General features: G+C 68.2%; 16 protein-coding genes. 10 read left to right on the plus strand and 6 right to left on the minus strand.

Going from position 1 to position 20,154, the window contains the following annotated elements; all coding sequences use genetic code 11:
• Window positions 1–179: 179 nt before the first annotated feature.
• The 5 genes from ACZK33_RS21020 to ACZK33_RS21040 all read left to right on the plus strand — a co-directional run bounded on the left by ACZK33_RS21020 (window position 180) and on the right by ACZK33_RS21040 (window position 8,479).
• On the plus strand, window positions 180–1,970 hold the full coding sequence (locus tag ACZK33_RS21020) for an endonuclease (RefSeq protein WP_423174163.1): 1,791 nt from the start codon (window positions 180–182) through the stop codon (window positions 1,968–1,970).
• Between the two features lie 68 nt (window positions 1,971–2,038).
• On the plus strand, window positions 2,039–2,377 hold the full coding sequence (gene cutA / locus ACZK33_RS21025; protein WP_006396762.1) for a divalent-cation tolerance protein CutA: 339 nt from the start codon (window positions 2,039–2,041) through the stop codon (window positions 2,375–2,377).
• Window positions 2,374–4,755 (plus strand): protein-disulfide reductase DsbD family protein, encoded by a 2,382-nt coding sequence (locus ACZK33_RS21030; protein WP_423174164.1) that lies wholly within the window; start codon window positions 2,374–2,376, stop codon window positions 4,753–4,755. The genes cutA and ACZK33_RS21030 overlap by 4 nt, the downstream gene beginning before the upstream one ends.
• On the plus strand, window positions 4,752–5,315 hold the full coding sequence (locus ACZK33_RS21035; RefSeq protein WP_107433205.1) for a TlpA family protein disulfide reductase: 564 nt from the start codon (window positions 4,752–4,754) through the stop codon (window positions 5,313–5,315). The genes ACZK33_RS21030 and ACZK33_RS21035 overlap by 4 nt, the downstream gene beginning before the upstream one ends.
• 641 nt (window positions 5,316–5,956) lie before the next feature.
• Window positions 5,957–8,479, plus strand: coding sequence for a PepSY domain-containing protein (locus ACZK33_RS21040; RefSeq protein ID WP_423174165.1), 2,523 nt, complete (start codon window positions 5,957–5,959; stop codon window positions 8,477–8,479).
• Between the two features lie 78 nt (window positions 8,480–8,557).
• Here the strand turns inward: ACZK33_RS21040 and ACZK33_RS21045 are convergent, their stop codons facing one another.
• Window positions 8,558–11,095: a methyl-accepting chemotaxis protein gene (locus tag ACZK33_RS21045; protein ID WP_423174166.1), complete on the minus strand. Its 2,538-nt coding sequence runs from the start codon at window positions 11,093–11,095 to the stop codon at window positions 8,558–8,560.
• 201 nt (window positions 11,096–11,296) lie between these two features.
• Between ACZK33_RS21045 and ACZK33_RS21050 the strand changes: the two genes are divergently transcribed.
• A complete protein-coding gene (locus tag ACZK33_RS21050) occupies window positions 11,297–12,136 on the plus strand; it encodes an arylamine N-acetyltransferase family protein (RefSeq protein WP_423174167.1) in 840 nt (279 codons plus the stop codon).
• A gap of 91 nt (window positions 12,137–12,227) precedes the next feature.
• Here ACZK33_RS21050 and ACZK33_RS21055 read toward each other — a convergent pair whose 3' ends face one another.
• Genes ACZK33_RS21055 through ACZK33_RS21065 form a run of 3 tightly spaced genes read right to left on the minus strand, consistent with a single transcriptional unit; the run spans window position 12,228 to window position 14,357 of the window.
• Complete coding sequence (locus ACZK33_RS21055) at window positions 12,228–12,599, minus strand: VOC family protein (protein ID WP_423174168.1); 372 nt, start codon at window positions 12,597–12,599, stop codon at window positions 12,228–12,230.
• 22 nt (window positions 12,600–12,621) lie between these two features.
• On the minus strand, window positions 12,622–13,260 hold the full coding sequence (locus ACZK33_RS21060; RefSeq protein ID WP_201117472.1) for a response regulator transcription factor: 639 nt from the start codon (window positions 13,258–13,260) through the stop codon (window positions 12,622–12,624).
• On the minus strand, window positions 13,257–14,357 hold the full coding sequence (locus ACZK33_RS21065) for a sensor histidine kinase (protein ID WP_423174169.1): 1,101 nt from the start codon (window positions 14,355–14,357) through the stop codon (window positions 13,257–13,259). Before ACZK33_RS21065 ends, ACZK33_RS21060 begins: the two co-directional genes overlap by 4 nt.
• 156 nt (window positions 14,358–14,513) lie before the next feature.
• On the opposite strand from ACZK33_RS21065, the gene ACZK33_RS21070 reads away from it, so the two are divergent.
• The 3 genes from ACZK33_RS21070 (at window position 14,514) to ACZK33_RS21080 (ending at window position 17,264) form a co-directional block, all read left to right on the plus strand.
• Window positions 14,514–14,936, plus strand: coding sequence for a DUF2141 domain-containing protein (locus tag ACZK33_RS21070; RefSeq protein ID WP_071227891.1), 423 nt, complete (start codon window positions 14,514–14,516; stop codon window positions 14,934–14,936).
• A 25-nt stretch (window positions 14,937–14,961) separates the two neighbouring features.
• Window positions 14,962–16,485: a carotenoid oxygenase family protein gene (locus ACZK33_RS21075; protein ID WP_423174170.1), complete on the plus strand. Its 1,524-nt coding sequence runs from the start codon at window positions 14,962–14,964 to the stop codon at window positions 16,483–16,485.
• Window positions 16,486–16,547: 62 nt separating this feature from the next.
• On the plus strand, window positions 16,548–17,264 hold the full coding sequence (locus tag ACZK33_RS21080; protein WP_049401734.1) for an ABC transporter substrate-binding protein: 717 nt from the start codon (window positions 16,548–16,550) through the stop codon (window positions 17,262–17,264).
• Between the two features lie 77 nt (window positions 17,265–17,341).
• Here the strand turns inward: ACZK33_RS21080 and ACZK33_RS21085 are convergent, their stop codons facing one another.
• A complete protein-coding gene (locus ACZK33_RS21085; RefSeq protein WP_049401735.1) occupies window positions 17,342–18,241 on the minus strand; it encodes a LysR substrate-binding domain-containing protein in 900 nt (299 codons plus the stop codon).
• A 98-nt stretch (window positions 18,242–18,339) separates the two neighbouring features.
• Here ACZK33_RS21085 and ACZK33_RS21090 point away from each other — a divergent pair, with 98 nt between their 5' ends.
• Window positions 18,340–18,525 (plus strand): hypothetical protein, encoded by a 186-nt coding sequence (locus ACZK33_RS21090; RefSeq protein WP_049423457.1) that lies wholly within the window; start codon window positions 18,340–18,342, stop codon window positions 18,523–18,525.
• Here ACZK33_RS21090 and ACZK33_RS21095 read toward each other — a convergent pair.
• Entirely contained in the window at window positions 18,522–20,069 is a 1,548-nt protein-coding gene (locus ACZK33_RS21095; RefSeq protein WP_423174171.1) for an alkaline phosphatase, read from the minus strand. The genes ACZK33_RS21090 and ACZK33_RS21095 overlap by 4 nt on opposite strands.
• Window positions 20,070–20,154: the final 85 nt, after the last annotated feature.

Below are 20,154 nucleotides of genomic sequence, written 5' to 3' on the forward strand. Positions count from 1 at the left end.
CTCGATCTGCGCCCATGTGAAGGCCTGGATGCCGGTGCAACGCGGCAACCCTGTCTCTGGAATCCTCGACTTTTGGTGACTCGCGTCGCACTGTCAGATATCTGACGTTCATTTACGACAAAGTGTCACTTGATCGGCCTTAGGCTCGGCCGCGCATTCCCAATCACAAGGAGTAGTCGATGCGATTGCTGTCCCCGCTTGCCGCCGCCTGCCTGCTGGCGCTGGCCGCCGCGCCGGCCCAGGCCGAGGTCTTCATCAACGAACTGCACTACGACGACAGCACCGCCGCCGGTGACGTCGGCGAAGCCATCGAAGTGGTCGCTACCGCGGGCGAGGACCTGTCCGGCTACCGCCTCTATCTCTACAACGGCAGCAATCCTTCGGCCGCCACGGTCTACGCCAACAATCCGGTCCCGGCCGGCACCGCCGCGGGTTGCGGCAGCGCCACCCTGGCCGTGGTCAGCTACCCGACCAACGGCCTGCAGAACGGCCCGAACGACGGCATCGCCCTGGTCGATGCCAGCGGCAAGGTGGTCCAGTTCCTCAGCTACGAGGGCGCCATCACCGCCTCCGGTGGCCCTGCCGCCGGCATGACCAGCCAGAACATTCCGGTGGCCGAGACCAACAGCACGGCCCCGGGCACCTCGCTGCAGCTGACCGGCAGCGGCAGCCAGTACGCCCACTTCACCTGGGCCGAATCGGCCAGGCAGACGTTTGGCAGCTGCAACAACGGCCAGACCTTCATCGGGGGTGGCACCCCGGGCCCGAACACGCCGCCGTCGGTGTCCACCACCACCCCGGCGCAGGGCAGCAGCACCTTCCCGGCCGCCGCCGACCTGGAAGTGGTGTTCAGCGAGACGGTGAACCTGGCCAGCGGCGCCTTCGCCCTGAGCTGCGGCACTTCCGGCAGCGTGCCGCTGACCTACCCGGCCAGCGGCCGCAGCGTGAAGCTGTCCACCAACACCGCGCTGGTGGCCGGTGAAGCCTGCCGCTTCGACATCCGCGCCGCGCGCATCTCCGACCTGCAGGGGGCGCACCCCGCCGCCGACAGCCGCATCGCCTTCACCGTGGCCAGCACCGGCGGCAATCCGGACCCGGGCAACCCGGGCGTGCCGGCCGGTTACTACTCCAAGGTCAATACCAGCAGCCCCAGCCAGCTGCGCTGCTCGCTGCACGCCACCATCAAGGGCCACACCGCCTACCCGTACAGCGGCTCGGGCACCAGCACCTGGACCATCCTGGAAATCGCCGACGAGGATCCGAACAACAGCGGCAGGATCCTGGATGCGTACCGCAACCGCAGCTACGCCAAGGTGACCGACCGCGCCGGCAGCGGCGGCGGCCTGAAGTACAACCGCGAGCACACCTGGCCGAACTCGCTGGGCTTTGCCAGCACCACCGGCGACAAGGGCCTGCCGTACGCGCCGTACACCGACACCCACATGCTGTACCTGACCGACGCGCAGTGGAACGCCGACCGTGGCAACAAGCCGTTCGGCAAGTGCGACGCCAACTGCGGCGAACGCGCCACCGAGGCCAACAACGGCCAGGGCGGCGGCAGCGGCGGCTACCCGGGCAACTCCAACTGGGTGCGCACGCCGGACGGCAACACCGGCACCTTCGAGGTGTGGGGCAAGCGCAAGGGCGACATGGCGCGTGCGGTGATGTACATGGCGATCCGCTACGAGGGCGGCAAGGATGCGGCCACCGGCCAGTCCGAGCCGGACCTGGAGCTGACCGACGACCGCAGCAGGATCGTCAAGACCAGCAGTTCGCCGGCCTACATGGGCCTGCTCTCGACGCTGATCGACTGGCACCTGTCCGATCCGCCGGATGATGCCGAGCGTGCCCGCAACGACGTGATCTACAGCTTCCAGGGCAACCGCAACCCGTTCATCGACCACCCCGAGTGGGCGACCCCGGGCCTGTTCACCTCGGCCAAGCCGGCCTCCTGCCAGCTGGCCAACTGACCGCGCAACGCAGCGGTCCACTGCCGCCGCCGGGCCCTGACCCGGCGGCGGCCCTATACTCGACGGTCATGTCGACCGTCGATCCCGTCCTGCTGCTGTTGACCACCTGCCCGGACCGGGCCAGTGCCGAGCGCATCGCGCACGCGCTGGTTGGCGAGCGCCTGGCCGCGTGCGTCACACGCCTGGAGGGCGCGCAGTCGACCTACCGCTGGCAGGGCGAGGTCACCACCGACACCGAACTGCAGCTGCTGGTGAAGACCACCGCGAGTCGCGTCGATGACGCGATTGCCCGGATCGTCGAACTGCATCCGTATGAACTCCCGGAGTGCATTGCGGTCGAAACCCGGGCCGGCCTGCCGGCGTATCTGGACTGGATCCGGGCACAGACCCGGGAGGACACTGATTGAAGACTCTGTTTGCGCGTGGCGCCGCCTTGTGCGCCCTGTTGTGGCTCTCGCTGCCGGCGTTCGCCCTGGATGAGAAAGACCTGTTGCCGGTGGACCAGGCGTTCGCACTGACCGCGACCGCCGCCGAGCGTGGCCAGGTGCAACTGCAGTTCAAGATCGCACCGGGCTATTACCTGTATCGCCACCGCACCAGCGTCAAGGCGGACCCGGCCTTCAATGCCGGCGCGCTGCAGATGCCCAAGGGCGACAAGCACCACGACGATTTCTTCGGCGAAGTCGAAACCTATCGCGAACGCCTGCAGGCCACCCTGCCCGGCACGCCGACCGACGCCGCCGGCACCATCAGCCTGGAAGTGCGTTACCAGGGCTGCGCCGATGCCGGTGTCTGCTACCCGCCGCAGAAGCGCGTGGTGCAGGTCACCCTGCCGGGCGCCGGTGCGGCGGCCGCGGTGCCTGCCGCCCGTGCCGGTGCCGCAAGCCCGTTCAACAACCCGCTGGCCGGTGCCGGCAACAGCGGTGGCCTGCGCCTGCCGGGCGCGGCCAACAACAGCCAGGCGCTGCCGCTGCCGTCGGAGCAGGCGTTCGGCTTCGACGCCATCGCCAGCGACGGCAATACCCTGCTGCTGCGCTTCAGCCCGGCGCCGGGCTACTACCTGTATCGCGACCGCACTTCGGTGAAGCTGGACGGCAGCACCGGGGTGCTGGCCGACAAGCTGCGCTGGCCTGCCGCACAGTCGCATCGCGACGAACACTTCGGCGATGTCTCGGTGTACTTCAACCAGGTGGAAGTGCCGCTGCCGCTGCGCCGCACTGTCACTGATGCGGTCGACAGCACCCTGGTGGTGACCTTCCAGGGCTGCCAGACCGACGGCATCTGCTACCCGCCGATGACCCGCCGGGTGAAGCTGTCCATTCCGGCCGGGAAGGTCAGCAGCAGTGCCGACCAGGCGCCACCGCGCAATGAGGTGATCAGCCCGCTGCCCGCTGCCAACGGCGCACCACGCGAAGCCGCCAACGGCGCACCGCTGCGCCTGCTGCCAACCGTGCCCAATACGGATGCAACGACCCCTGCTGCAGGTGACGGCACCGCCAGCAGTGAGTTCGCCGCCGATGCACAGGGTGACAACGCGCTGCGCACGCGACCGCCGGTGACCACGCCGAATCCGGACCGTTCGTTCGTATGGGTCCTGCTGCTGGCGCTGGCCGGTGGCCTGGTACTGAACCTGATGCCCTGCGTGCTGCCGATCCTGTCGCTGAAGGTCCTGAGCCTGGCGCAGAGTGGCGAAAGCCCGCAGCGCGCGCGCAGCCATGCCCTCTGGTACACGCTGGGCGTACTGGTCGCGTTCGCGGTGATCGGTGCGTTGATGGTTGGCCTGCGCGCGATCGGCAACGCCGTCGGCATCGGCTTCCAGCTGCAGCACCCGGGCGTGGTGGCGGCGCTGGCCTACATCATGTTCGCGGTGGGCCTGAGCCTGTCCGGCGTGTTCACACTGGGCGGCGGCATCGGCAACCTCGGCCAGTCGCTGGCCAGCCGCAGTGGCCCGGCCGGTGATTTCTTCACCGGTGCGCTGGCCTGCGTGGTCGGCAGTGCCTGCGTCGGCCCGTTCATGGGCGGCGCGATTGCCTACGCGTTCATTGCCCCGCCGCTGAAGGCGATGACCGTGTTCCTGTTCCTCGGCCTGGGCCTGGCCCTGCCGTTCCTGCTGATCGGCTTCGTGCCGGCACTGGCGCGCCGCCTGCCCAAGCCGGGCCCGTGGATGGAAACGCTCAAGCACGTGCTGGCCTTCCCGATGTATGCCACCGTGCTGTGGCTGCTGTGGGTGCTGGGCAAGCAGCGCGGCGTGGACGGCATGGCGCTGGTGCTGGGTGGCCTGCTGCTGCTGGCCTTCGGCCTGTGGCTGTTTGAACGCAACCGCTGGACCGGCTCGCGCGCCGTCACCCTGCTCGGCGTGCTGCTGGCGATCGGTGCACTGGTTCCTGCCTGGGGCGTGACCCAGCTGGCAGCGCCGGCGCGTGCCGCACAGGCGGCGACTGACAACGTGGTCGAATACTCGCCGCAGCTGCTGGATCGCCTGCGCGCCGACAACCGCGTGGTGTTCGTGAACATGACCGCCGACTGGTGCGTGAGCTGCAAGGCCAACGAGCGCGCCGTGCTGTCGCGCCCAGAGTTCAAGGAACTGCTCAAGCGCACCAACGCGGTGTACATGCGCGGTGACTACACCAACGTCGATCCGCAGATCACCACGTTCCTGGAAGAGCACAAGGCCGTGGGCGTGCCGCTGTACGTGGTGTACGGCCCCGGCGCACCGCCGACCGTGCTGCCGACCCTGCTGACCCAGGCGGTGGTCGAGGAAGCGCTGCTGCGCACCGCACGATGAAATGGCAACGGCCAGCGCTGCTGTGGACAGCGGTGCTGGCCGCCGGCCTCGGCCTGTGGGCCGGGCATCGATTGGCTCCCGCGCCGGCTGCACCTGAGGCCATGCCAGCGGCGCCTGCGGTGGCGGCGGTGGCACCCGCCCTGCAGGTCGGCGACAGCCTGCCCGCGCTGTCGCTGCCCGATCTTGAAGGCCGACCGCTGGACCTGCGCCAGCACGCTACCGGCCGCCCGCTGTTGATCAATGTCTGGGCCAGCTGGTGCGCGCCCTGCGTTGAAGAAATGCCTGAACTGGCGCGCTTTGCCCACACCCAGGGCGACAACGGTGTGCAGGTTCTTGGCCTGGCGCTGGATACGCCGGAAGACGTGCGCGGTTTCCTGCAGCGGGTACCGGTGGATTACCCGATCGTGATCGAGACACCCGGGCCACGCGATGCCAGCGTGCAGCTGGGCAATACGCAGGGCCTGCTGCCCTACAGCGTGCTGTTCGATGCACAGGGCCGGCTGGTGAAGGCGAAGCTGGGGCCGTTCGCCCACGGCGAGATCGACAGCTGGGTGAAGTGAGGGTGTTTTTTGCAGGGCTTGCAGCCCTGCACCCTGCTCAATGCAACGGCAACGGCAACACCCAAAGCGGGCATTCCGTGGGTTGGCGGGACGGTATCGGAGTGCGGGGACGCTGCAAGTACATCCCTGTAAGCTTGGCAGCCGCATCCATGCGGCTGACACCCCGCACTCCGACACCGCCCCACCTCTGACAGATCTTCGCGGCTGTTGGTAGGTGTCGACCTTGGTCGACACATCTGTCAGATATCGAATGAAATTCCGGGGTCAGATCCGTTTTCCTGCGGAAAACGGATCTGACCCCAAAAGTATTTCCGACAGATCGCAGGAAACTGTCGAAGGCGGGGTGGGTCCGGTTGAGGGGGCGTGAGCGCCATGGATGGCGCGACCGAGGCTACATGGACGTATTCACGCCGTCCCCCGCAACCGGACCCACCCCGCCTCCTCACAGGAAACCCGCTGTTGCTTCGGCTGTTGCTTCTGAGGTTGCCGGCCAGCGGCCGGCACTACCGCGGGTGCCGGGCGCCGCCCGGCCGATATCCCCTGCTTGACCGCAGCCGGGGCGCCACGGAGAATTCCGCGACTAATTCTCATTTGCTGTTGCGCAGGATGCGGGCGGCAGCCTTCCAGGCCCTCCTCCTTCGATGTTCAAGAACGTCCTGTTCCAACTGCACTGGCTGCTGGGCATCACCGCCGGTGCCGTGCTGGCCGTGATGGGCCTCAGCGGCGCCGTGCTGTCCTTCGAGGATGAACTGCTGCGCGCGGCCAATCCCGGCTTCGCCGAGATCGCCGAGCACCATGCCGACGGCCAGCTTCCGCTTGAACTCAGCGAACTGGTGCCGCTGCTGCAGACCGGCAGTGATCGCCCCCTGCAACGCCTGCGCGTGGATGCCACCGGGCAACGGCCCTCGGTGGCGCGCTTCGCCGGTGGCAAGGAACACTGGGTCTACTTCGATCCGTACACCGGCGAGCGCTTCAGCGCCCTGCGCGGGCAGGCGTTCTTCGATTTCGTCGAGGACCTGCATCGCCACCTCGCCGCCGGCGAGCGCGGCAAATGGATCACCGGCAGCTGTGCCATCGCGCTGCTGTTCTTCACCCTGTCCGGGCTCTACCTGCGCTGGCCGCGGCGCTGGTGGCACTGGCGCAGCTGGCTGGCGGTGGAATGGAAACGCAGCGGCCGTGGCTTCCTGTGGAGCCTGCACTCGGTGGTCGGCACCTGGGTGCTGCTGATCTACCTGATGAGTGCGCTGACCGGCCTCTGGTGGTCGTTCGACTGGTATCGCAGTGCCGCCAACACCCTGCTGGGCGTCGCACCGGCCGCCAGGCACAAGGTCGCCACCGACGCCGCCCTGAACCTGGAACGCATCGAAGCCACGCTGTACGCACTGCCCGGCGTGCGCACCGGCTACATCGACCTGCGCCTGCCGGAGAAGCCGGGGCAGGCACTGAACGTGCGGGTGATGGCCGGTGATCCGTCGCAGCGCGGCGGCCAGCATGACCGCGCGCATGATCTGCTGCAGCTGGACCCAGGCACGGGGGCCACGCTCGATGCCCGCCCCTATGCGCGCCAGGCCGCCGGCGCGCAGCTGGCCACCAGCGTGTTCGCGCTGCACTCGGGCAGCTACTTCGGCGTGCCCGGGCGCGTGGTGGTGATGCTCAGCAGCCTGGGCATGAGCCTGTTCTTCATCACCGGCTGGATGCTCTACCTGGACCGCCGCCGCAGCCAGCGCGCCGCGCGTGACCTGCGCCAGTCGCTGCCAGCAACGCCTGCCGATGGCGGTGGTACGCCGTGGCTGGTGGTGCATGCCAGCCAGAGTGGACTGGGAGAACAACTGGCATGGCGCGCCGCCGCGCAGCTGCAGGCGTCCGGTCATGCGGTGCAGGTGCTGCCACTGGCCCGCGTCGATGCCGCGCAGCTGGCACGCACCGCGCAGGTGCTGTGGGTACTGAGCACCTTCGGCGACGGCGAGCCACCGGATGCGGCGCGAGGCGCTGCACGACGGCTGATGGCACAGACACTCGACCTGTCAGGCCTGCAGTTTGGACTGCTGGCGCTGGGTGACCGACAGTACCCGCACTACTGCGGCTTCGGTCGCCAGGTTGATGGCTGGCTGCTCGGCAACGGCGCGCGCCCGTTGTTCGACCGCATCGAAGTCGATGCCGCCTCGGTAGCGGCCTTGCGCCAATGGCAGCTGCAGCTGGGCGCGCTGACCGGCATCGTCACCGATGACAGCGTGCTGCCGGCGGCCACGCAGATGCATGAATGGCGGCTGCTCGGCCGCGACCGGCTCAATCCGGGCAGCATCGGTGGTGCCATCTGGCGCATCCGTCTTGCGCCACCGGCCGACGTGCAGTGGCAGGCGGGCGACATCCTGCATATCGCGCCCCGGCACAACGCACGGCACGCCAGCGCCGTGTTGAAGGCACAGGGGTTGGATCCGCTGCAGCCGCTGCTGGTGGACGGCCACCCGCGCACCCTGCTGGCGCTGGCCAGTGAACGCGAGCTGCCCGAGGCCGACGCCGCGCTGGCGGTGCAGGATGCCTGCCTGTGGCTGTCCGGATTGCCAACGCTGCCCGGACGCGAATACTCCATCGCCTCCTCCACGAGTGATGAAGTGGTGGAACTGGTGGTGCGCCTGGTGCATGACCTGTCGGGTCGAGCCGGGCTGGGCTCGGGCTGGCTGGCGCTGCATGCCCCGGTCGGTGCCAGCATCGTGGCCCGTGTGCATCGCAACCCCGGTTTCCATCGCATTGGCGGTGTGCCGATGATGCTGATCGGCAATGGCACCGGCATCGCGGGTCTGCGCAGCCTGTTGCGCGAAGCTGCCCATGCAGGCGAGCACGGGCACTGGCTGCTGTTCGGTGAGCGCCAGCGCGCGCACGACTTCCTGTTCGCCGACGAGATCGAAGTGTGGCAGGCCGATGGCCATCTCGCGCGGGTGGACCTGGCGTTCTCGCGCGATGGGGAAGGTGGTTACGTGCAGGATTGCCTGCATGCCGCCACCGATGCGCTGCGCGAATGGATGCAGCGTGGTGCGGTGATTCATGTCTGCGGCTCGCTGCAGGGCATGGCCGAAGGCGTGGACCAGGTGCTGCGCGCTGCGCTGGGCGATGAGGTTGTGGAAGCGCTGCTGGAGACCGGGCGCTACCGGCGCGACGTGTACTGAGCCACAAGGGTAGTGCCGGCCGCTGGCCGGCAGGATCATCGACGGTGCCGGCCAGCGGCCGGCACTACCGGAGCGGGATCAGGCCGCAGCGCGCGCCTGTGGCATCAACTGCAGACGGAACGCGCCCACGGCTTCTGCCAGGGCATGCACCTGCGCCTGCATCTGCGCGGTCGAGGCCCCCGCCTCTTCCACCAGACTGGCGTTGCGCTGTGTACTGGCCTCCATCTGCACGATGGTCTGGTTCACCTGGGCGATGCCGGCATGCTGGTCCTGCGACGCGCTGCGGATCCCGGCCAGCAGATCCGCCAGCTGCTGCACGCTGCCGACAATCTCGCCCATCGTGGTGCCGGCCTGTTCGGCCTGCTGGTTGCCCTGGCCCACACGCGCCACCGAATCCTCGATCAATCCCTTGATCTGCTTGGCCGCCTCCGCGCTGCGCTGAGCCAGCAGGCGCACTTCGGCAGCCACGACGGCGAAGCTGCGGCCCTGCTCTCCAGCGCGCGCCGCTTCCACCGCCGCGTTGAGCGCGAGGATGTTGGTCTGGAAGGCGATGCCATCAATCAGCTGGGTGATGTCACCGATCCGCCGTGAGGCTTCGCTGATGCCATGCATGGTGGCCACCACCTGGCCGACCGCCTCGCCGCCACGCTGGGCCACTGCCGCCGCGCCCTTGACCAGCGCATCCGCACGGCCCGCGGCATCGGCATTGCGGCCAACAGTGTCGGTCAGCTCGTGCATCGACGCTGCCGTCTCTTCCAGGTTGGCCGCCTGCTGTTCGGTACGCTGCGACAGATCATGGTGACCGGCGACGATCTCACCAACACCGGTGTCGAGGCTGGACGTGGCCTGCTGGATGCGGGTGACGATGCGGCCCAGTTGCGCGACGGTGGCGTTGGCATCGTCGCGCATGCGCGCGAACACGCCCTGCAGTTCACCTTCCATGCGCACGCTGAGGTCACCGCGGGCCAGCGCGGCCAGAAGCGCCTGCAGATCGCCAAGGTTGGTCTCGAAGGTGGTCAACAGGCGATTGATGCTGGTCGACAGCGTACGCACAAAGCCCTGCTTCCCCTCCAGCGCGATGCGACCGTGCAGGTCACCGTGCGCGGCCGCGTCGACCAGGGCTGCCACTTCGGTTTCCAGCAGGGTTTCCAGCGCGCGACTGCGCCATTCCACCGCCACGCCGAGGAAATGCCCCTCGTCGACAATGGGATTGGCGATCAGCTGATAGCGGACACCGCAATGGCCGATCTCGCGTTCTTCGCGTTGTCGCACGCCGGCCAGGCTTACCAGTGCCGGATGCAGGCGTACCGCATCGCTCCCCACCAGCTCATCGCCCTGACGTTCCAGCTGCTCCAGCAGCGCCGGATTGGCGTACGCCACCAGGCCTTCGGCATCGACCACCATCAGCCCGGTCTGCGCACTGTCCAGCGCCTGGCGCACGCGGGTGTTGCCGCGCGCCACAGCACGTTCGGTCTCGATGCGCGCACGCAGGCGCTGCTGCATGTCGACCAGGCGTCGGGCCAGCTGGCCGATCTCATCGTTGGCGTTGTAGACGCGCAGCGTGGTGTCCAGGCGGTCGTCGGCGATGTCGCTGGCGAAACGCAGGGTGTCCTGGATCGGCTGGCGCACCGCACGCAGCACCAGCACCAGGCTGGTGATCAGCACGCCGGCCACCAGCAGCAGGGTCAATGCGAACAGCACGCTCATCGTGCGCGCGCCGACCTGCTGGCGCGCCTGCGCCCTGGCCAGCGCTGCCACCTGCACCTGCTGGAAAGCGGCAAGCGCCGGCGCTACGCCCGCGGCGGTATCCAGCAGCGACTGCGCTTCCACATCCAGGCCGACGCGGGCAGCGGTATACCCCAGCAGGGCGCCTTGATAGCCCTCCATCCCGGTGCGCAGGGCGTCCTGCGCATCCGCGGGCAGGCCCGCCAGCGCGAGGTCGAACGGCAGCTTTTCCTCGCTGGCGCGGTCGGCGTGGGTGGAATCACCGTCGAGCAGCAGCAGGGCCTCTTGCCTACGCATCTTCTGCAGGGACAGCGCCAGCGACGGCCGCTGCAGCGCATCCACCTGTGCCTGCAGGGTTTCGGCGGCCTGCTGCAGCTGTGCAGCGAGGCCGGCCTCACCGCGGCCCATCTCGTCGACCCGTTCAAACAGGGCGGCGACACCCTGCGAGAACGCGTCGGCCGATTCGGTCAGCACCTGCAGCGCCATGCGCCGGCCGGCGTCCATCGGCATCGCGCGAAGCGCCTGCAGGTCAGCCTGCAGGGCCTTCTGTGTTGCCAGCAACTGGCTGCGGTCAGCATCATCGAAACTGCGTGCATACTGGGTCTGCAGGCGGCGCGCTTCGGCCACCCGCGTGGACAGGCTGGCAGCCAGATCGCTGCCGCGCTGGTAGCTGGCCTGGCTGCGCGCGGCCAGGGCGTTGGCATGGCCAGTCCAGGCGTAGACAGCGGCGATCGCCACCAGCCCCAGGCCACAGACCCACAGGGTCGCCTTGAGCTTGTTGGCCACGCTGAGCCGGTGTGGTTGCAGCCACAGCAGCAGGCCGGGGGACGCCGAGCGCAACGTGGCAAGACGCGTGCGCAGGGACCGGAGGTGGGGGACAACGGCCGACATGACAGACTCCAGGCGGAAGGACGCACCTGTATCGGCCGAATTCAGGGCAACTTTAGGCCTTTTTTCGTCTGCGTCCCCCGTCACTGGCGGACGCGGTCTTTGTACCGGGTGCAGGCGACGGGGGCATGACACGGCCGCCGTGCTTGACCTCAACCCCGGTTGGGGGAGCACAGTGGACCTCCCTTCCCCGCCCGGTGCCCCATGACGACGCTCGATGTCCCCCGCTACCTGCAGCGCCTGCAGCTGGATGCGCCGCCACCACGGACCCTGGCCGGCCTGACCCTGCTGCAGCAGCGCCACAACGCACTGCTGCCCTTCGAAACCCTCAGCTGCCTGCTGCGCGATGCGGTGCCGATCGACCTGGACAGCGTGCAGCGCAAGCTGCTTGACGAGCGCCGCGGTGGCTACTGCTTCGAGCTCAATGGTGGGTTGCTGGCGCTGCTGCAGGCCTTGGGCTTCGATGCCCAGCCATTGAGCGCGCGCGTACTGCTGGCCGCCCAGGACGGCGAACTGACCGCGCGTACCCATCTGCTGCTGCGCGTGCACGTGGACGGCGATGACTGGCTGGTGGATGCCGGTTTTGGCAGCCTGACCCCGACCGTACCGCTGCGCCTGCATGACCCGCAGCCGCAGGCCACGCCGCACGAACGCTACCTGTTGCAGCGGCTGGAAGACGGCGGTGATTTCGTGCTGTCGGCCGAATCCAGCGAGGGCTGGCGGGCGATGTACCGCTTCGATCTGCAGGCGCCGGCGCCGATCGACAACGTGGTGGGCAACTGGTACGTATGTACCCATCCCGATTCCAGTTTCCCCGGCCAGTTGCGCGCGTCGCTGACCGGGCCGGACTGGCGCCGCACCATCGGCAGCGGCAACTACACCGAGTACCGCCCCGGACAGGCACCGGACAAGCGCCCGCTGCATGATGTGGGTGATGTGCGCGACGTGCTGGAGCAGCGCTTCGGCATCCAGCTTCCGGACGACCCGCGGCTGGATCCCGCAATCAACGACTGGCTGCAGCGCTCACGCGCCGCGACGCTGTAGAGTCGAGCTTGCTCGACTGATGCATCTACGGCGACGTCAAAATCAGTCGAGCAAGCTCGACTCTACAGATGCGCGCACCGCAGCGTTGACGTTACGGCGCTGTGCGCGCCTGCAATGCGATACGGTTGCCTTCGCTGTCGCGGATCTCGGCCACGCGCCAATCGCCGGCATCGGCCGGGCCGAAGCGCAGCTCGGCTCCGGCCTGCAGCGCACGGTCGAGGCTGGCATCCAGGTCACCGACGCCGATGTAGATGCGCGCGCCCTGCTCGGAAGGCAGATAGTCCGCGCCGTGCACCAGCGCAATGCTGGCACCGGCGGCCTCATCGGAGAACGGCAGATAGGCCATCCGGCAGTCGTGCAGCACGATAGGTTCGTCCACCGCAACCTGCAGCCATCGCTGGTAGAACGTGATGGCCCGGTCCAGGTCAGTCACCGGGATTTCCACATGCAGGATCGGGTTCACTGACATTCCTTGCCACGTCCACTCAGATGATGCGCAGGGTAATCGCCTTCAGCACTGCACGGGTGCGATCGCGGGTGCCCAGCTTGTCGAGTATGGCGGACACGTAGTTCTTCACCGTGCCCTCGGCCAGGAACAGGCTGCGCGCGATCTCCTTGTTGCTGTAGCCCCCGGCCAGCAGGCGCAGGATTGCCACTTCACGTTCGCCGAAGGTATCGGTGGGCGGCGCTTCGTCGTGGAAGCGGTAACGCGCGCGCACCGGATCGGTACTGACCGGCAGCAGCAGGGTCTCGCCAGCGGCAACGCGTTCGATGGCCTCGCGCAGGTCGGCCGGCGCGGCATCCTTGAGCAGGAAGCCCTGTGCGCCGGCCTCGCTGGCGCGCAGCAGCAGATCACTTTCATCGAAGGTGGTCAGCAGCAGCCACGGCGTGGCATCGCCGCGCGCCCGCAGCTGGCGCAGTGCCTCGATCCCATCCAGCCCGGGCATGCGGATGTCACTGAGCACCACGTCCACGCGCTGCGTATCCAGCGCATCCAGCAGGGCCTGGCCATCCTCGGCCTCCAGCACCACGTCCACGCCCAGCCCCTGTAACAGGGCGCGCAGGCCTGCACGCACCAATGCCTGGTCGTCGGCCAGCGCCACCCTGATCATGGCGGCACTCATGCCGGCAACCGCGCGGTCAGATGCATGCCGCCCTGCGCGGTTCGGGCCAACTCCAGCCGCCCCTGTACGGCCGCCAGACGCTCGCGCATGCCGGCGATGCCATTGCCCTCGCGGATGCGTTCGGCGCGCTGGCCGTCATCGCGGATATCGATACGCAACTGGGAATCCTCTTCACTGATCGTCAACCACACGGTGTCTGCATTGCCGTGGCGGGCGGCGTTGGTCAGGGCTTCCTGTACCAGCCGCAGCACGGTCTCGGCCATCAATGGGTCAGCCACGCGCACCCCGTCGCCGATCTGCAGCTGCAGCTTCGGTCGTGGGAAGGGTGCGGCCAGCGCATGCAGCGCGGTGGCCAGATCGAGGCCGCGATCATCGCGCATCGACTGCACCACCTGGCGGATGTCGGCCAGCAACTCGCCTGACAACTGTTCCACCAACACCAGGTCCTCGCGGCCGGCCAGCGCAGGGTCAGCGGCCAGGGCGCGCAGGTTGAGCCGCATCGCGGTGAGCTTGTGCCCGGCCACATCGTGCAGCTCGCGCGCAAGGCGAAGGCGCTCGGCATCGCGTGCGCTGTCGGCCAGCAGCGCGCGGGTGGCCAGCAGGTCGGCGTTGACCCGGGCCAGGTCATCGCGGGCCAGCGCCGTGCTGCGCGCATAGTGCGCGGTCAGCGCGGCGAAGGCCTGGAAACCGCCATACAGCAGCACCACCAGCAGCGGCTGGCTGAAGCCGCTGTGGCGCAGCACGGCGTACACCGCCAGGTTGGCCAGCAGCGCAACGCCCAGCACGAAGCGCGGCGGCCAGTGTTCGGCCAGCTGTGCAACCAGCACCACCAGCAGCACCGGGGCGGTACCGGTACGCGGCTGCAGCGCAACCAGCACAACTGCCAGCAGCGCCTGCAACACCGCAGCGGCGGCGCGCACGCGGGATGGCATCGACGCCCAGCCGTGCACCACGAACAGCAGCAGGAACACAGCAAGCAACAGCAGGCTCGGCCCGGCGCCACTGCGCTGCACCGCGAACGACAGGCCGACCACCAGCACGGTGATCAGGCCGGCGAGGCTGAGCGGACGCAACAGATGGCGGAACAGGCTGGGCATGGCCAGATGCTGACGGCCGCGCACGCCGGCGGCAATGGGTCCGGCGCAGAAAGTGACTTCTGGCACGTCGAATCGATGACCACTGGCCCTGAACCCGGTGCAGCGCCCCACGCAGACTGGCTCCACACCGCCACACACACTTCCGGAGCCACTGCCATGATCCGCACCGCCCTGCTCAGCACCGCCTTGACTGCCCTGGCCCTGGTCGGCAGTGCCCACGCCGCCGACCTGGCCGTGACCGTGCACGACGTCCGCGCGCAGACCGGCACCCTGCGCGTTGCGCTGGTCGACAACGCCGCCGCCTGGGACGGCAAGGCCAAGCCCGTGCAGGCCCAGCAGGCGGCGCCCAGCGGCGACAGTGCCCACTTCACGTTCAAGGGCGTGCCGGCCGGCAGCTATGCCGTGCTGCTCACCCACGACGAGAACGACAACGGCAAGCTCGACACCAACCTGGTCGGGATGCCGGTGGAAGGCTACGGCTTCAGCAACAACCCGCAGGTGATGCGCAAGCCGACCTTCGACGAGGCGCGCGTCGACGTGCCGGCCGCCGGCACCGCCATCGACATCACCCTGCGCTGATTCCGCATCCATACCCGAGGCCACCATGGACCGTCGCCGCTTCCTTCGTACCCTGCTCAGCAGCAGTGCCTGCCTGGCCCTGGGCGCCACCGCGCTGCGCAGCGCTCCCGCCTTCGCCGGCGACCCGGCGCGGTTCGCGCAGGGCATGCAGGAACACCCGTGGCTGCTTGGCTGGCGCAGCGTCGGCAGCGAAAGCCTCGGCCCGACCACCGTGCAGTTGCAGGGAAAGCTGCCGTCAGGCCTGGCCGGTACGCTGTACCGCAACGGCCCGGCGTGGACCGAGCGCGATGGCTTCCGCTATGACCACTGGTTCGACGGCGACGGCATGGTGCATGGCTGGCGCTTCAATGGTGATGGCAGCCTGACCCATCACGGGCGCATGGTCGCCACGCCGAAATTCACCCGTGAACAGAAGGCCGGCCGCTTCCAGTATCCGGCTGCCGGCACCAGCGTTCCCGGTGCGCTGGCAGTTCGAAACAACGACGATGCCAACGTGGCGAACACTTCGGTAACCATGATCAATGGCCGCCTGTTCGCGCTGTGCGAGTCCGGTTCGGCGTTCGAAGTAGATCCCGATTCGCTGCAGACACTGGGTCCGGTGACCTGGCGTCCGGACCTCGCTGCACTGCCGTTCTCGGCGCACCCGCTGCGCGACCGCGACGGCAGCCTCTGGAACTTCGGCTCGATCAGCCTGATGGGGGGCCATGGCCTGCTGGTCTGGCACATCGGTGCGAACGGCCAGCTGCGCAGCGCCAATGTGATCGAAACACCCGAGCATGGCTACCTGCATGCCTTCGCGATGACCGACCAGCACCTGGTGTTCGTGATGATGCCGTTCGATTTCACCGGCGCAGGTGGCAGCTTCTTCGAGCGCATGCAGTTCGCACCGCAGCGTCCGGTGCGCATCGCGGTGGTCGCCAAGGATGCGCCGGACAAGGCGCAATGGTTCGAGGCCCCGTTCGCGGCGATCTACCACTTCGGCGACGCGTTCACCCGCGATGGCGGCATCGTGCTGCGCGCAGTGCGCCACGACGACATCAATGAGGCGCGCTCGCCGATGAAGGAAGCGATGGCCGGTGATGGCGCACACGCGGCCAACAGTGGCGCCAGCCTGGTCGAGCTGCATCTGGACCTGCGTGGTGGACAGGCCCGCTGGCAGATGTTGGGCATCAGCGCAGTGGAGTTCCCGTTGTTCGACCCGCGCTCGGCGAACACACGTGGCGCACGGCTGTATGCGCCGACCATCGACGGCACGGCCAATGCGCCGTACTTCAATGCCGTGGCCGCGTTCGACATCGAGCACGGGCGCCGCCAGCTGTGGAACTATGGCCCGGACATCATGGCCGAAGAGCATGTGTTCGTACCGCGCCCGGGCAGCCGCAACGCCGATGATGGCTGGCTGATCGGCACCCTGCTTGACCCGATGAACAAGCGCAGCGGCCTGGCGGTGCTCGATGCCCGCCACCTGGACGACGGTCCGCTGGCACAGGCCTGGCTGCCCTATGCGGTACCACTGGGCTTCCACGGCACCTTCGCCGCGCGCGGCTGATTCCACGCCACGCGGACACCGTTATTGGCATGCTGGGTCTCCCCTGCCCCGTGGAGTCCCGCATGTCCCTGGCCGACCACCGAAGTACGCTGGCACCGCACGGTTTCCTGCGCGTGGCGATCAACCTGGGCAACCCGGTGCTGGCACAGGGCGATGCGCGCTCACCGCGCGGCCCCTCACTGGAACTGGCTACCGCATTGGCGCAACGGATGGGGGTGCAGGCTCGCTTCACCTGCCACGATGCCGCAGCCTCGGTGGTCGAGGCAGCAGGCGAAGACGGCTGGGATCTGGCCTTCCTGGCCATCGATCCGGCACGCGCCGACCGCATTGCCTTCAGTGCCCCGTACCTGGAGATCGAAGGTACCTATCTGGTTCGCGCGGACAGCCCTGCGCAGCAGGTAGCCGACCTGGATCGCGAGGGGCTGCGCATCGCGGTGGGGCGTGGCGCGGCCTATGACCTGTTCCTCAGTCGCGAACTGCGCCATGCCACGATCGAGCGGGCGGAGACCTCGGCGGCGGCCATCACCCTGTTCGATCAGCAGCGCCTGGATGCCGCCGCCGGTGTACGCCAGCCGCTGGAAGCATGGGCGCAGGCGCATCCCGGCCACCGTGTGCTGGCCGACCGCTTCACCGCGATCCAGCAGGCAGTGGCGGCGCCGGCCTCACGCCCGGCCGATGCATTGCGGGCGTTGTTCGAGGAAGTGGAGGCGATCAAGGCCGGCCCGTTGCTTGAGGAAGCGTTCGCGCGTGCCGGGCAGGCGGTCACGCTGGTGCGATGACTGTAAAGTCGAGCACCAGCAGTCGAGCATGGCTCGACGCTACAGATCCAGATGCAATGGTCGAGCATGGCTCGGCACTATAGATGTGCGTCTGCCATGTGCCGCACGTGCTCGGCGGCCTGCGCGTGCAGCCAGTCGCGGAACGCAAGGAAACCGCGATGGCTGGCCGAGCGCTGCGGGTACACCAGCCAATGCGGCCAGTCGGTCTTCAGGCGCTGGCTGGACAGTGCGACCAGCTGGCCCGAATCCAGCAGCAGCCGCGCCCGCGTCACCCGCCCGAGCGCTACGCCCACGCCATCCAGAGCGGCGCGATGGTGCGCCTCCGAATCATCCAGCACCGCCACGAAACGCGACGGCGGGCTCTGCCCGCTCAACGCGAACCAGGCGCCCCACGCGCCGTCCGGATCACCGAGCAGCGGCCACCGGGTCAACGGCACACGGTCAATGCCGCCCATGCGTTCGATCAGCGCCGGGCTCGCCATCGGCACCAGCCACTCGTCGAACAGCGGTTCCACCACCAGGCCCGGCCATTGCCCGCTGCCCAGACGCAGCGCGGCGTCGAACTGGCGCTGCCGCTCGAAATCAATCAGGCGTTCACTCGACTGCAGGTTGATCTCGATCTGTGGATGCTCGGCCACGAAGTGACCCAGGCGCGGCACCAGCCAGGCCGACGCCATCGACGGCACCGCGCTGATCGTCAGCACGTGCTCGGCACGTGCGGCATAGGGCTGGAAGGCTTCGTTGATCGCATCCAGATGCGGTCCGACCTGGTCGAGCAGGCGCTGCCCCTCAAGGGTGAGGGTGACACCACGCGGCTGGCGGATCAGCAGCGGCTGCCCGAGCCGTTCTTCCAGTTGCCGCATCTGATGGCTGAGCGCACTGACGGTCAGGTTCATCGACGCCGCCGCGCGCGACAGGTTGCCGAGCCGGGCAGCAGCCACGAAGCCCTGCAGGGCATGGAGCGGAGGGCGGGACATCAGGCTTGAATTCCTCTCAAGGCATGCTTGCGGAAATGTCGCTTTTTGCCCGTCCATGCTGCCCGTATCGTGCAATCCACTCAAGTGGACGCACGCTCATGAACATCTTCAGCGGCTTGTTGTTCCTGCACGGCCACGTGGCCAGCGCCGAGCTGGCACGCCAGCTGGCCAGCCCGTCGCCGACGCCGCCGCCCAGCACCGCCCCCGGTAGTGCCGGCCGCTGGCCGGCAACCTCGCCGACCGGGAAACCTGCAGCTGCCAGCCAGCGGCCGGCACACCCCTAACGCTGCAGCGCTTCCTGCACCGCGGCAGCCACGTCAGTGTTGTCGATGTAACTGCCGTCGTTCCAGCGCACGTGCTGACGGTAGCCGGCATCAACGCCCCGCACGCGCTGGCCCAGCAGCTCCGCGCCCGCGCCCTTGGCCCACAACGGCACCAGCGCATTGGAATGGTTGCCGGTGGGACGGAAGCTGATCCCGGGCATGCGCCCACGGCCCTTGTTGCGCACCGGCTCGAAGGCGACGTTCTGTGCATCCGGGCCCATCGGCATGCTGTTGTCGTGGTCGGTGGTGACGATCAGCAGGTTGCGCTCCCAGCCACCGTTGCGTTCGATCCACTCGATCACTGCTGTCACCGCGTCGTTGAACTCCACGGTTTCCTCGATCAGCCGGCCGTACTGCGGCTGGTCGCTGCACTGGCCGTAGTGCCATTCAGTGCCGCAGGCACTGGTATGGGCGGCCCAGTCGGTGGCGCCACCTTCCACCATCAGGAACAGGCCGTTGGACGAACGCTGCTGCAGGAACTGCAGTGCGCCACGCGTCATGGTCGCCAGATCGGGCACGCTGTCGATCTTCCTCACTCCCGAAGGCGTGGCTGCATCCTTGCCCAGCACCTGCAGCTGGCGCGCCTGCTGCAGCGTGTTGGCCACGCGCGGCACGCCGATCAGCGGCCGGTCGGCCGGCAACCGTCCCTGCGCCAGCGCGGCGAACGCTTCCTTGCTGCGGATCAGGCGCCACGGCCCCGACGGATTGCCGCCGATGGTGCTGCCCGCTTCCAGCTGCTGCCAATCCTGCTGCGACACCCATTCCCATGGATTCGCGCAGCCCTCGGCCTTGGCCGCGCCGGCACTCTCGTCACAGGCGCGACCATCAACGCTGTAGCCAGGGCCTCCGGTGCCCATCACCAGATCCATATGCCCCTGCGCCAGCATCTGATGGGCGATGGCGTGATAGTTGTTGCGCGATTCGTTCTGCGCCGCGAACGCGGCCGGCGTGGCATGCGCGAACGGTACCGAAGTCACCACGCCGGTCGCCATGCCCAGCCGCTTGGCGCGCAGCGTATTGAACTCGACCGGATTGCCATCGTTGTTGAAGTTGATGGCGTTGTTGTAGGTCTTGATGCCCGAGGACAACGCGGTACCCGCCGCCGCACTGTCGGTAGCCACCGCAGCCAGGTACTGGTAGCCCGCAAACGGCAGGTCCTGCGCAGGAACCGGTGTGTCATCCCAGGCCTTGCCCGCGTCGTAACCCAGGGTCTGTGCGTTGTCGCGGGTCGGCTGGCTGCTGGCATTCAACGGGAAGGTGGTTACCGCCAGGCGCTGCGGGAAATCCGCATACGGGGCCCCTTCGCGGCCGCCGTATTGCCAGTAGGCGGCGGCGTCCCAGGTGCCCCAACCGGCGCCGTCGTTGATCATCACGATCACGTTGTGCGGGCGCGCTGGGCCGGAAGCAACAGCCTCGGCGCGCAGATTGGGCTGGCAGCCGCCAAGTGCGGCCAGCGCGAGCAGCAACGAAGAATGAAGCCAGCGGCGTGGAATGCGTGCAGTCATCGGGTGTCCCGTCGGGCCATCGGCGGCCCACAATCACGATACGTTATATCGTTGCAATGTTGCAGCTTCGTGCAGCCGCTGCGCA

It is taken from the genome of Stenotrophomonas sp. 86156_Sma (assembly GCF_056481625.1).

Coding starts and splice junctions, on each gene's coding strand:
- ACZK33_RS21050 (WP_423174167.1), top strand. CDS start 11,297: ATGACGACGCTCGATGTCCCCCGCTACCTGCAGCGCCTGCAGCTGGAT.
- ACZK33_RS21060 (WP_201117472.1), bottom strand. CDS start 13,260: ATGAGTGCCGCCATGATCAGGGTGGCGCTGGCCGACGACCAGGCATTG.
- cutA (WP_006396762.1), top strand. CDS start 2,039: ATGTCGACCGTCGATCCCGTCCTGCTGCTGTTGACCACCTGCCCGGAC.
- ACZK33_RS21045 (WP_423174166.1), bottom strand. CDS start 11,095: ATGTCGGCCGTTGTCCCCCACCTCCGGTCCCTGCGCACGCGTCTTGCC.
- ACZK33_RS21035 (WP_107433205.1), top strand. CDS start 4,752: ATGAAATGGCAACGGCCAGCGCTGCTGTGGACAGCGGTGCTGGCCGCC.
- ACZK33_RS21065 (WP_423174169.1), bottom strand. CDS start 14,357: ATGCCCAGCCTGTTCCGCCATCTGTTGCGTCCGCTCAGCCTCGCCGGC.
- ACZK33_RS21070 (WP_071227891.1), top strand. CDS start 14,514: ATGATCCGCACCGCCCTGCTCAGCACCGCCTTGACTGCCCTGGCCCTG.
- ACZK33_RS21040 (WP_423174165.1), top strand. CDS start 5,957: ATGTTCAAGAACGTCCTGTTCCAACTGCACTGGCTGCTGGGCATCACC.
- ACZK33_RS21095 (WP_423174171.1), bottom strand. CDS start 20,069: ATGACTGCACGCATTCCACGCCGCTGGCTTCATTCTTCGTTGCTGCTC.
- ACZK33_RS21080 (WP_049401734.1), top strand. CDS start 16,548: ATGTCCCTGGCCGACCACCGAAGTACGCTGGCACCGCACGGTTTCCTG.
- ACZK33_RS21020 (WP_423174163.1), top strand. CDS start 180: ATGCGATTGCTGTCCCCGCTTGCCGCCGCCTGCCTGCTGGCGCTGGCC.
- ACZK33_RS21090 (WP_049423457.1), top strand. CDS start 18,340: ATGAACATCTTCAGCGGCTTGTTGTTCCTGCACGGCCACGTGGCCAGC.
- ACZK33_RS21075 (WP_423174170.1), top strand. CDS start 14,962: ATGGACCGTCGCCGCTTCCTTCGTACCCTGCTCAGCAGCAGTGCCTGC.
- ACZK33_RS21085 (WP_049401735.1), bottom strand. CDS start 18,241: ATGTCCCGCCCTCCGCTCCATGCCCTGCAGGGCTTCGTGGCTGCTGCC.